Source organism: Collinsella aerofaciens (assembly GCF_019131995.1).
Classification (GTDB): Bacteria; Actinomycetota; Coriobacteriia; order Coriobacteriales; family Coriobacteriaceae; genus Collinsella; species Collinsella aerofaciens_S.
Window position 1 is genome coordinate 55,829 of record NZ_JAHONA010000006.1, and the last position, 12,766, is coordinate 68,594.

Consider the following 12,766-nt stretch of genomic DNA (forward strand, 5'->3'; position numbering starts at 1 on the left):
ACTTTACCGATATCCGCACTGTTCGCGTATACGTGCGGCAACCCATGCCAGACAAAGGAACGCCATGGATACTACCGATAGCGCCTATGGCGACAAACTCATCCGTCTCGACACGTTCGATACCGCCGTGGCGGTCGACCCCAGTGCCGAGGACGACGCCAAACGTCGGTTTATGACGCTTATTCTCCAGACGGCCCACCGCAACAACGGCAACATCGGGCACGTGCTGCGCGCGACCAACACGAGCGGCGAGGTCTTTGCCGTCAAGCTGCTCAAGGACAACGCTATCCTTTCCGGCCAAGCCCCCGACCGCTCCGCCGAGCAATCGGCAGCGCACCTGGCCAGCACCGCCGCGCTGTTCGAGGAGTACCGTCATCTGTATACCGTCTCGCACCTGCGCGGATTTCCGCGCGTCTATGGCTACGGATCGTGCGAGGATGACCCTCTCATCCTCATGGAGTGGGTCGAGGGCACCTCGCTCAAGCAGGCGCTGCCCCTGCTTCCGCACGACGCCTCGGGCGGGCTGACCACCCAGATGGTCGCCGCCGTCGGAAACGCCGTGCTTCGTGCGCTCTTGATGACCCAAGGCCTCGTGAATCCGGTCATCCATCGCGACCTGTCGCCTGCCAATATCATGTTCCGCACCACCAGCCGAACGCTCGAGCAGCAGATTGCTGATTGTTCCTTTGACCCCTGCCTCATCGACATGGGCTCCGCGACCATGGCTCTCGGCGACGACACGATCACCCGACGCGCCGACATCGGGCGCTTTGCCACGCCCGCATACGCCGCGCCCGAGATGCTCACGCAGGATATCGAAGGCATCGCGGCCCTTCGCCGTTCGCCGGCAATCGACGTCTATGCGCTTTCGAGCATTCTGTACCAGCTCTACAGCGGTCGCAAACCGTTTGACTTTGAGTCGACGGACGCCGCTGCAACCGGCTCGTTCTATCTCGTAAAGACCAAGACCAAGCCGGCACCGCTCGAGCCGCGCTGCGAGGGCGATGAAGCGCTCGTCCAAATCATCATGAAGGGTCTCTCAGTCGAGCAGTGCGATCGTCCCACCGAGCAGCAGATGCTCGAGGTGCTCTCGGCATACCTCACCGATGCCGAATCCGAGGGCCGCGAAGGCACAGGAGACGAGGCCGCGATTGACATCGACTCCGGTACGCACCTTAAGGTCGACGTCGCCGGCGAGCGCGCGCGAGAGATCCTGGAGCAGGCCCGGAACGATGCCATGACCCGCCGTCGCTTTATTATCGGCGGCGTCGCTGCAGTCGTTGCGGGGCTCGGCGTCATTGGCGCGGCAACCCATGGCTTTGGCATCCCCGACTACCTCGATGGCATCCGCGGTTCACTTGACGACTACACCTGGGATCAGCTGCAGGAGATTTCGCTCAAGATTAAGGCCGCCGAGACCCGTAGCGAGGCACGCGAGATTGCCAAGCGCTACCACCTGCTCGATGCCGATGGGCATATCCCCTATCCGTGTACCAAGCGCGTGAAACTCACCAACGGGCTGGAGGTCGGCGCGCAGCTTGTGGGCATCCGTCACGATGAGCTTCTGGACGGTACGGGCAAGGCAGGGCTAACGTTTATGTTCGACGCCGGTATTGCCGAGCGCAACGCTGCGGCTGAACCGCCGAGCTCCGGCTGGGCAGATTGCGAGCTGCGAGAATGGCTCGACGGCGACGGCCTTAAGCTGCTGCCCAATGAGCTACGCGCACTCATCAAATCTGTCAAAAAGGTCTCGAATAACGCTGGCGCCGCCAACAGTGCATCGTGTCTGAGCGAGTTGCCCGCAACCCTTTGGCTGCCCGCTATGGTCGAGCTGTGCGGTACGCAACCGCCCGATTCGTTTGCCAAGGACTATCACTACCTGGCAGACATCTACAACGGCGAGGGCAAAGAGTATCAGCTCTTCCGCGAGCTCAAGGTGAGCCCGTATTCCACGAACGAGACGATGGTCCGCCAGTGGAAGGGCAAGGACACCTGCTGGTGGGAGCGCACGGTGAGTCCTGACACATCGGAGAGTGGAGGCACACTCTATTTGAATCGCGTGGGCCACGACGGCGACGCCTTTACGTACGCAACGCCTGCGGACAAGCCAAACAAGCTAACCTGTGTGATCCCCGGGTTCTGCATCTAGGCGGCGGGCGTCTTGCCGTGACGGGACCCCTCCCCGGCAATTGTCTTGATCTGTAACGGTTAGAGGTCATATTTGCTGCTAGATGTTACAGAACGAGACATTAGCTTGCCGAGAACTTCGACTCATAAATGTGACTCAAGTGTGTCGATATTTTCTTGCCAATGTTGCGCAACAGAAACCCTTTCGGCGGTCGTAACGTACGAATTGTCATAGGTACCCCTTCAACGATTGGGAGAAGAAATGGCAAAGTACGCACCTAAACACTTGGAAGTCTCAGGCGGCGCCGAGCCCCATCGCGCATTCGCGGGTCACAAGACCGCGCGACTCGCCGTCACCGCAGCCACCACCATCGCAATGACCGGCTCGTCGTTGCTCGCCCCGTTCTCGGCATTTGCCAACGATCTGAGCGACACCACGGCACAGGACGCAATCATGTCCCCGCTCGCCGCCCACGCCGGCGAGGCGGCAGGCTCCGCAGTAAAGACGAACGCCCAGAAAATTGCCGACTTGCAGGCCGCAATCGACGCCGCAAAGGCTGCCGAGGCAGAAGCCAAGTCCGACTACGACACGGCGGTTGCCCCCTATACCGAAAAGCAGACGGTCCGCGACAACGCCCAGACTGCCTACGACGCTTCCGTCTCCAACAATTCGCAGGCAGAAGCCGCCGCGCGTGCCGAATACGCCCGTCAACTCGATGAAAGCGTCAAGGCGGCCAACAGCGCCAGCGCCACGTTAAAGGATGCCCAGAGCAAGCTCGACACGGCCAAGGCCGATGCCGAAAGCAAGACGAAGGCACTCGACTCCGCAAAGCAGGCGGCAGCCGACGCACGGGCCAAGCTTGAGGAAGCCCAGAAGGCAGCCGCCAACGCAACGCCGGAGGAAATCAAGGCCGCCGAGCAGTCTGCCGCAGATGCCCAGAAGGTTCTTGACCAGGCAAAGGCCGCAAAAACCGCTGCCGACTCCGCACTCGCCGATGCCCAGCAGGCTCGGAGCGCCGCGCAGAGCGCTTACAACGAGGCGTCAGGCACGCTGGCTTCCGCTCAACAGGCAAAGACCGCCGCGGATGGTAAGGTAGTCGCGGCACAGGCAGCGTATGACAGCGCGCAAGCCGATTTGGCAGCCGCAAAGGCAGGCGCCGAGGGCCCGGAGTATGACGCCGCTCAGGCAAAGGTCGATGCCGCCCAAAGCGCACTCGATCAGGCGAAGCAGCAGCAGGCGGCTGCCGAAGCAGGTCTTTCTCAGGCAAATAGTGACGTTGCATCCAAGCGGGACGCCCTCACCGGTGCCGAAAGCGAGCTCGAAGCCAAGAAGCAGACAGTCGCAGCAGCCGAAAATGATGTAACGGCAGCCCAGGCGAAAGCCGATGCGGCGCAATCGGAGTTGACCTCGGCAAAGCAGGTGCATGCTGCCGAGCTGGAGAAGGCAAAGGCCGCTCAGAAACAAGTCGACCAGGCAAAAGCCGAGAAGGAGCAAGCAGACAAGGCGCTCGAAACTGCCAAGACAAACCAGGCGGCCGCCGATCAAGCCGTTGTCGATGCACAGAAAGCATACGATACGTGCAAGGCGGCAGCCGATAAGGCTACGACGGCGGAGGCGCAGAGCGTCATCGGCTTTTACCAATTCATCGGTGCCAACGATGCTGCAGACATCATCTATAAGCAGAGCGACTTAAACCCAACGACCATCGGCGATAAAAAGGACGGCACGTCACTCGACAACGCCAAGCTTTCGTTTGGCAAGCTGCGCGAGATTAATGAATATCGCAAAAGCGTCGGCCTTAGCGAGCTTAAGGTGACGGCCGAGCAGATGGCAATTGCTCAGTCGAACTCCAATTACTCAGACGCCATGCTAGACCATTCAGACTATGCGCGATTCGAAAATGCCGCATGGAACTATGACTTGAAAAGAAATGTCGCACACCAGTGGGTTGATGAGGAAAAGAATATATTTGACCAGGCCGCAGCGAAAGCCGGCCTTGGCGAAATTGCCCCCAAAGATGCTTGGGATACTTTCTGGAGCCACGGCACCGAATTCGGAGAGCAAAAGGTAGGCTTTGGCACCGTCGGCCACTATTTGAATATCGTACAGCCTGACGCCAAAACCATGGGATACGGCATTAATTCTCGAGGAACTCATCTCTCATATACCTACATCTTGGAGGTTGACGACAACTACGGTTCGTACGAGAAAGAATATTCAATCGATGAACTCGAGAGTCTCTTTGATCAGTATCAGCTGAGTCTCTCCAAGGCCAGCGAAAACCTTGCCGCTGCAAAAGCGAACCTTGAGCAAAAGCGCAGCACAGCGGCATCGAAAGCCGATGCCGTAAAGGCAGCAGAGACCCTCGTCGCTCAAAAGCGAGAAGGCGTTGATACCGCGAACAGCAACCTTGCCACCGAAAATGGCAACGTGGCAGGTGCCGCTGCCGAGGTCGCTCAAGCAGAGCAGAATCTCGCCAAGGCAAACGGAAAAGTTGCCGAAGCCGAAGACCAGGTTAAAGCCGCCCAAAGCAACGTGGCGCCCGCAGAGCAGGTCGTCAACCAGAAGCGCGCCGAGCTTAAGGCATCGCAAGAGCAAGCCGCTCAGAGTCAGAAGAAGGTTGATGACGCCAAGGCAGAGGCTCTCTTAAAGCAGCAGGCTCTGCAAGATGCAAGGAAGGAACTTGCCAAGTATTCTGCCGATGTTGCTGCGGCCCAGGAGAAGGCTGACAAGGCCCATCAAACGCTCGATGAAGCCACGGCGGCTCAGACGTCTGCCCAGAGCGCTCTTGAAAAGGCGGAGCGCGACGCGGCTGCCAAGAAGCAGGCCCTCACTATCGCCAAGGACGGCGTCGAGGCCAAGGCAGCGACCGCGGAGCACGCCGCGAGCGATCTGACCACGGCGGAAAACGACTTTGCTTCAAAGCAGGCACATGCCGATGCGTTGAACAACGCGGCCGATAATCTCGCCACGGCCGAGGCAGCCAAGAAGGACGCCGACGCAGCAGTGACTGCGGCCGAAACTGCTCTTAGTGCGACGAATGATGCCGTAGCGAATGCCGAGCAGGCGGTCGAGAATTCTCAGGCCGCACCGGACGCCGCTGCCGCCGCTCTCGGAAAGCTCAAGTCCGTCAATGTCGAAAACGGCATCGCAACCGGCTCCGATGCAAACGCGAACGATACGCTCAATGCCCTCTTTGCCAAGTGCGTCGCCGCCAAGCAGGCAGAACATAACGCAAAGGCCGCACTTGATGCCGCTCAGGCAGACCTTGATGCTGCGACGCCCGCCTACACCGCGGCGCTCAATGCCTACAACGAGGCGAAGGCAAAACGCGTAGCCGCCGAGCAAGCCCTGAAGGACGAGATCGCCCGCCAGGAGCAAGAGGCATCGAAGGCCGAGCAGGCCAAGATCACGCAGGCTGCCGCTAAGCCGGTTGCTGGAAAGCCGTCTGCTGGCAACGCCAAGACGGCCGCCAACTCGGCACTTCCCATCACAGGCGACAATGCTGCGCTCGCCGGTGAGACGTTTGTCATCGGAGGCGTCGTGCTTGTAGCCGCCGGCGTCTTCCTAACCGACAAGAAACGTCGTCAGGAGTAAGGATTTCGGGAGGACGGCTTCTCTTCCCTTCCACCGCTTCGCAAACCCTGCTCAGCATACGCCGGGGCACCCATCACGCGGGCGCCCCGGCGTTTTACATTGAACGGCCAGGGCATCTGCTCCGAGATTGTCTCGATCTGCAACAACTAGGACCCAAATATCGGTCTTACTGTTACAGATTGAGATGTTCGGGTTACCCTCGAATGGTTTGTCTCGATCTGTAACATCTAGCAGGCAAAACAGTCCCCAGATGTTACAGATTGAGACGTTAAGTTGTGGCTCGATGTAATATCTAGATCTGTAACAGTTACTCGACAAAAACGGGTCTAGTTGTTACAGATTGAGACATTAGACCGGCTACGGTCCGCCGACCTGGCTATCACCTCGGCCAATAACAGAATGGCATACATTTCAATCTCCACTGTATACCCCCAGGGGGTATGGGTGTATAGTATCAGCAGGTTAACAATTCCAACACCAAATTACAGAAAGGAGAAGCCATGGCTCAGGATAAGTTTGACGTGGGCGGTATGACGTGCGCCGCGTGCCAAGCGCACGTGGACCGTGCCGTGAGCAAGCTCGACGGCGTCCAAAGCGTCGCGGTCAATCTGCTCGCCGGCTCTATGCTGGTGGACTACGACCCTGCGCAGGTCTCCCCCGACGATATCTGCACCGCTGTCGATCGCGCTGGCTACTCGGCCTCGCCCATCAGCGCGGGCACCGACGCCGCCTCAAGCGGCAGCTCGCAGGCCAGGTCTGGCGTCACCCATATGGAGTCGCCCACCAAAAAGCTGGAGGCCGCCGCCTCTGCCATGCGTACCCGCCTCATCATCTCGATCATCTTCCTCATCCCGCTGTTCTACATAGGCATGGGGCACATGCTCGGTTGGCCACTGCCCGGCGTCTTCACCGACCACACCCACAGCATGACGCTCACGCTCACCGAGCTCGTCCTGCTCATCCCCATCGTCTATGTCAACGACGCGTACTTTATCAATGGGTTTAAATCGCTCGCGCACGGCGCGCCCACCATGGACGCCCTCATCGCCGTCGGCGCCACCGCGTCCATTGCCTGGTCGCTCTACGCCATGTTTATCATGGCCGACCAGCTGGCCACAGGTCAGGTACACGAGGCCATGATAACGGGCATGGACAATCTGTATTTTGAGAGCGCCGGCACGATCCTGTCGCTGGTCACCGTGGGCAAATACCTCGAGACGCGCAGCAAGTCCAAGACCGGCGGCGCCATCGAGGCGCTCATCGACCTGGCGCCCAAGACCGCGACCATCGTGGCCGACGACGGCACCGAGACCGCTGTGGACGTCGACGCCATCCTTCCCGGCCAGGTGCTGCGCGTGCGCCCCGGCGAGTCCATCCCTGTCGACGGCGTCGTACTCGAGGGCGCTTCGGCCGTGGACGAGAGCGCGCTCACCGGCGAGTCCATCCCCGTGGAAAAGACCGCCGGCGACACCGTCAACGCCGCCACTGTCAACCGTACCGGCTCGTTTACCTTCCGTGCCACACGCGTGGGCGCCGACACGTCGCTCGCCAAGATTATCCAGCTCGTCGAGGACGCCAACGCCACCAAGGCGCCTATCGCCCGCATGGCCGACAAAGTCGCCGGCGTGTTCGTGCCCGTGGTGTTTGCGATCTCGGCCGTGACCTTTGCGGTGTGGATGGCACTGACCGGCAGCATAAACGAGGCGCTCACCTCCGCCGTGGCCGTGCTGGTGATCAGCTGTCCGTGCGCGCTGGGCCTGGCCACGCCCGTCGCCATTATGGTCGGCACCGGCAAGGGCGCCGAAATGGGCATTCTGTTTAAGAGCGCCGAGGCGCTGGAGAACCTACGCAGCGTGGGCACCGTGGTGCTCGACAAGACGGGCACCGTCACCCGCGGCAAGCCGGCTGTGACCGATATCACGGTAGCCACGCGCGCTGACGGCTCGCCCGCCATGAGCGAAAAGGCATTGCTCAAGCTGGCCGCTGCGCTGGAGCGCTCAAGCGAGCACCCGCTGGCCGAGGCGATTATGGCCGAGTGCGAGGCGCGCGGAATCGTCGCACGCATGGTCGAGGACTTTACCGCCGTGCCCGGGCGAGGCGTTACGGCACGCGAGGGGCAGAATGTCATCGCCGCCGGCAACGTGCGTCTGATGGACGAGCTGGGCGTGAAGGTTCCCGCCGGCCTTGCCGAACAGTTCGCGGCCGAGGGCAAGACGCCGCTGTTCTTTGCCAAGAACAGCGAGCTTGTCGGTACCATCGCCGTGGCGGACGAGGTCAAGGAGACGAGCGCCGGGGCCATCGCCGCACTGCGCTCGCTTGGCGTCGACGTGTGCATGCTCACCGGCGACAACCGCGTGACGGCCGAGGCCATCGCCCGCCGCGTGGGGTTGAGCAGCGAGCAGGTCATCGCCGACGTCCTCCCCGCCGACAAGGAACGCCACGTGCGCGAGCTGCAGGATGCGGGCAGCAAGGTCGCCATGGTGGGCGACGGCATCAACGACTCCCCCGCCCTGGCGCGCGCCGACGTGGGCCTTGCGATCGGCACCGGCGCCGACATCGCCAAGGAGGGGGCAGATGTGGTGCTCATGCGCAGCGACCTCATGGACGTCGCCCGCGCCATCGAGCTGTCGCGCGCCACGATCCGCAACATCAAGCAGGACTTGTTCTGGGCGCTGTTCTACAACGGCATCGGCATTCCGCTTGCCGCGGGCGTGTTCTTCCCTCTCACGAGTTGGCAGCTCTCGCCGATGTTCGGCGCCGCGGCCATGAGCCTGTCGAGTGTCTGCGTCGTGTCCAATGCGCTGCGCCTGCGAACCTTTAAGCCGAAAGTGGCAAAATAGGCTCACCATTCAGTCCATTTAGAACGGGTTTTCCAGATGCCCGAGATTGACCTGAAAGAGGAGCGACGCGTACTTTGATACGCGAGCGACGGCTTGAAGGTCAAGGTCGGGTGCCTGGGAAAGCCGACACAACAGAGAGGAATATCCATGCGTTTCACAATTAAGACTTCCGGCCTTATGTGCGGCCACTGCGACGCCACCGTCGAGACGGCGCTGCTCAACGTTGCCGGCGTGACCGATGCCGACGCCGATCACGAGACCCAGACTGTCCAGGTGGAGTGCGCCGACACCGTGACCGCCGAGCAGCTCGCCGCCGCCGTCGAGGGCGCCGGCGAGAAATTCCATGCCCTGTCCGTAACCGCCGCGTAGCAGGCGCTGCCTACTCAATCCTCAGAAGTTGCGGTGAAATACGGACTGTTGGGCCGCCCTAGACCTTTGAACAGTCCGTATTTCACCGCAACTGACGGGGGCATCCGGAAGATTGACCAGAAACGAGGACCCGCCATGATGGCAGACCACAAATCGGTGACCCGCATGCTCAAGACGGCACGCGGCCAGATCGACGGCATCTTGCGGATGGTCGATGAGGACCGCTACTGCGTCGATATTTCCACGCAGCTCATGGCAACGCAGGCGCTCATTGCGCGCATCAACGCCGACGTGCTCAAGGCGCATATCGAGGGCTGCGTGACTTCGGCAATCGAATCGGGCGACGAAGATCTCAAAGCCGCCAAGCTCGCCGAGATCGAACGCGTCGTCGACAAGCTCTCCAAGTAATTGGGGCATTGGGGACAGGTATGTTTGCACCACATTGGTGCAGATTAACCTGTCCCCCTTGCTCTAAATCGGGTATAAAGGCGTGCAGCATATCGAACGAAAGGCAATTTGCATGAATGACTTTATGAAGGGTCGCAATGGTGCCGATGAACTCACCATCGTGATGGGTTTTGCCGGCATCGTCATCGCGATGGTCGGATCGATAGCCCGCATCCAGTGGCTCAGCTGGATCGCCATCGCCGTTATCGTGATTGGCGTGCTGCGCGGCCTGTCCAAAAACGTCGACGCACGTCGCAAGGAGAACGAGGCCTTTGTCGCCGCGACCGCGAACGTCCCCGGCCTGGGCAAGTTCGTCGCCAGCTTGGGCGGTAGAACTGCAGCGGCCAGCACCTCGCGCGCGGCCGGCACCAGCAAGGAAGACTTTGAGCGCGCCAAGCGCACGGCCAAGAAGATGTGGAAGGGTCGCAAAACCACGGCATACCTCAAGTGCCCCAACTGCGGCCAGATGCTCTCCGTTCCCAAGGGCAAGGGCAAGATTCGCGTCACCTGCCCCAAGTGCCACGCCAAGATGGAGACGCGCTCCTAGCCGCCATACCATGGGACAAAATAAAAGCCGAGGCCTCGTGTTGAGACCTCGGCTTTTTTTGATTATGACAAAGGGACCGTCCCTTTGTCACACCTATGCTACGCCATCGCGGGCGAGCTCCTCGGCAAGCGCTTCGGCAGGCATGGCCATAATCGCGTCGAGCTCGGCGTCCACCTCGGGAATGCGCTTCACCTTGAGCTTGCGCACCAGATCGCCGCGACACATCACGTGCGTCGGCTCACGCAGTGCGCACAGGTCATCGAGCGGGTTCTTGCGTGTCACCAGGATATCGGCGGCCTTGTCGCACTCGATTGTGCCGGTCTCGCCGCCCAGCCCCAGCAGCTCGGCATTGACCTGCGTGGCCGTATGCAGCGCGAAGGCGTTACTCACGCCGACATACTTGGCAAAATAGGCCACCTCACGCCACATGTCGTACTGCGTCACGAACGGGCAGCTCGAGTCCGTGCCAAGGCCCACCTTAACGCCAGCTTCCAGTGCGGCACGGGCGCTCTCAATGATGCCCGAGCACACGATGTCGCCGTTCTTCTTTTGCGTATCGGTCGAATGGGTCTTTTCCGGGTCGAGCAATACAAACGGCAGCGCCGGGCTGATAGTGCAGGTAACGCTGGGCGCACGCCCCTCGAGCTGCGTGCCCGCGGCGCCACGGTACAGCTCCAGGATCTCGGGCGTCAGCGGAGCGCCGTGCTCAATCGTGTCAACGCCGGCCTCAAGTGCGGCCTTCACACCCTCGGTACTCTCGACATGGGCCATAACCGGAAGGCCCATATCGTGCGCCGCCTTGCATGCCGCCGCGGCAACCTCCACCGGCATACGCAGCACGCCCGGCTCGCCCACCTCGGTCGCATCGAACACGCCGCCCGTCACGAACAGCTTAATGACGTCGGCACCACGCGCGTACAGGTCGCGCACCTGTTCGGCTGCCTCGGCGGGACTGTTGGCCACCTGGGCGAACAAGCCCGCACCATGGCCGCCCGGCACCGTGACGCCCGTTCCCGGCGCCACCAGGCGAGGACCTTGATACTTGCCGGCGTCGATGGCATTACGAACGGCGATGTCGGCAAACAGTGGGTCGCCCGCGCCGCGCACCGTGGTCACGCCGCTTGCCAGTTGTTGTTGGGCGCTGCCCTTAAGAATATGGCGCACGATGGCGCGCCCCACGGGATTATCGAGCTTCTTCATCAGCGCGCCCGCATCGCCGGCCGAGACAGGCTTGCCCGAACCGCACAGATGCACATGCATATTGATGAGACCGGGCATGAGATACGCACCCGCCAGGTCGATAACCTCGGCACCCGCAGGCGCCTGCGCCACAGCACTCGGCCCCATCCACGTGATGACACCGCGCTCAACAGTCACGGCCATATCGGGTTGCGGCTCCATATCCTCCGAACCATCCAGGACGGTCGCATTGATAAACAACGTGGAACGATCGGCAGACGCCATATCGAGCTCCTCCCCCTCAGAAAACTTGAACATCTGTCCATTATTATCCAGTGTAGCCCGATTGCCACAGACATATCGGTTAACGGAGGGAAGAGGGGATGTGGGGGACGGAATACGCTGCAGTCCCACCCCAGCGACACCAGGGAAGTGTCTCGATCTGTAACAGATACAGGGTTGTTGGGCCCCTTGCTGTTACAGATCAAGACATTCGGTCGACGCTTCACCGGTTTGTCTCGATCTGTAACAGTTACGAGCTCAAATAACCTCTAAACGTTACAGATTGAGACAAAACCTCTCAGCGCCCATACCACTGACGTCTCCACTCCTCAGCCAAATCGGGCCGTCGCGGAATACCCGCCAACCTCATCTTCTCAACCAGCTTCCCCGGATTCTTGAGCTCATCAAACGTAAACCGAAGCACCTTGTGCCCGAGCATTGTCAGATGGGACTCCCGTTGACGTTCTGCCACGAATGGGTCGACCGACTCCCAGCCCTCGCCGTTCTGCAAGGCATACTTCCCCTTTCCGTCGAGCTCGCCAATCACGCACGTTCCGTCCTCGAACCGCCAAAAATAGTCGACGCGAAACACCTGGCTCGGATCGAGCGGGTCGCGAAACTCCACCTGCAGCTCCGGAACCGGAAAGCCGTACGCAATAAAGAACGCTCGGAACCGAGACTCGCCGCCGTTTTCGGACAGCCCGTCCGCATACGACGCGATCACCTGTGCCCTGCGATACCCTCGCCTGCCCTCGCAATCGGCGCGGAGGCGCTCGCACAAATCCCCACGTGATACGCCTTTCGCCCGCAGTGCAGAATCGGCAATCGCCAACCCGTAGGAGAACGGCGCACGCAGCAAGCATTCCTCCACCGTGCGCCAAAACGACGTCACCCGCACGCCATCAACACGCTCGAGCGCGCCCGCCATCTGTGGACGCAACAACCTGCACCCGCTGCTCAACGTCACCGAACAACCCGTCTTAACAAGAAAACGCGGCCCAAGCAGATCGTTCGGCACCTCCAGACCCCATATCAGTGCGGCGTCATATCCCCAAAACGCCCAATCGGGATGAAATTCCGCAAGCCCTCTGATAGTCCTCAGCGCTCGCTCCGCCGGCGTCAATGCATCCCAATCATGCTGAAAACAGAACAGGTACGGCTCGGGCTCCGCGATATCGTCGGTTCCAACATGGCGTCGCAGCCACATGAGCTCGGTATTGTCATGCGTTGCGAGCAGCGCACCTTGCTTGGCCGTCTCCGTGAGCCGCGCGAGCATCCTATTCCGCGCCAACGTGTTGCGAGTCGCATGTTTGTGTTTGAGAACGGTATTAGACACTTTCATCACCACCACGTCAGACAAATGGACCATCGTCACCG

At 60.8% G+C, this 12,766-nt stretch carries 8 protein-coding genes; 6 read left to right on the forward strand and 2 right to left on the reverse strand.

Features of this window, described 5'->3' with window-relative positions:
* The first annotated feature begins 64 nt into the window (after positions 1-64).
* From KSY82_RS03165 to KSY82_RS03190, 6 genes are all read left to right on the forward strand, one after another.
* On the forward strand, positions 65-2,149 hold the full coding sequence (locus KSY82_RS03165; RefSeq protein ID WP_217750249.1) for a protein kinase domain-containing protein: 2,085 nt from the start codon (positions 65-67) through the stop codon (positions 2,147-2,149).
* A gap of 240 nt (positions 2,150-2,389) precedes the next feature.
* Positions 2,390-5,725 (forward strand): CAP domain-containing protein, encoded by a 3,336-nt coding sequence (locus tag KSY82_RS03170; protein ID WP_217750250.1) that lies wholly within the window; start codon positions 2,390-2,392, stop codon positions 5,723-5,725.
* A gap of 500 nt (positions 5,726-6,225) precedes the next feature.
* The gene (locus KSY82_RS03175) at positions 6,226-8,565 is read left to right on the forward strand and encodes a heavy metal translocating P-type ATPase (RefSeq protein ID WP_217750251.1); all 2,340 of its coding nucleotides are present in this window, start codon (positions 6,226-6,228) and stop codon (positions 8,563-8,565) included.
* Between the two features lie 147 nt (positions 8,566-8,712).
* Complete coding sequence (locus tag KSY82_RS03180) at positions 8,713-8,934, forward strand: heavy-metal-associated domain-containing protein (protein WP_055251893.1); 222 nt, start codon at positions 8,713-8,715, stop codon at positions 8,932-8,934.
* A gap of 138 nt (positions 8,935-9,072) precedes the next feature.
* Positions 9,073-9,342 carry a metal-sensing transcriptional repressor gene (locus tag KSY82_RS03185; protein WP_229077164.1) on the forward strand — a complete coding sequence of 90 codons (270 nt, stop codon included), beginning with the start codon at positions 9,073-9,075 and terminating at the stop codon, positions 9,340-9,342.
* Between the two features lie 112 nt (positions 9,343-9,454).
* On the forward strand, positions 9,455-9,928 hold the full coding sequence (locus KSY82_RS03190) for a hypothetical protein (RefSeq protein WP_217750252.1): 474 nt from the start codon (positions 9,455-9,457) through the stop codon (positions 9,926-9,928).
* 93 nt (positions 9,929-10,021) lie between these two features.
* Here the strand turns inward: KSY82_RS03190 and KSY82_RS03195 are convergent, their stop codons facing one another.
* A complete protein-coding gene (locus tag KSY82_RS03195; protein WP_217750253.1) occupies positions 10,022-11,392 on the reverse strand; it encodes an amidohydrolase family protein in 1,371 nt (456 codons plus the stop codon).
* A 295-nt stretch (positions 11,393-11,687) separates the two neighbouring features.
* Entirely contained in the window at positions 11,688-12,764 is a 1,077-nt protein-coding gene (locus tag KSY82_RS03200) for a hypothetical protein (RefSeq protein WP_217750254.1), read from the reverse strand.
* Positions 12,765-12,766 lie beyond the last annotated feature (2 nt).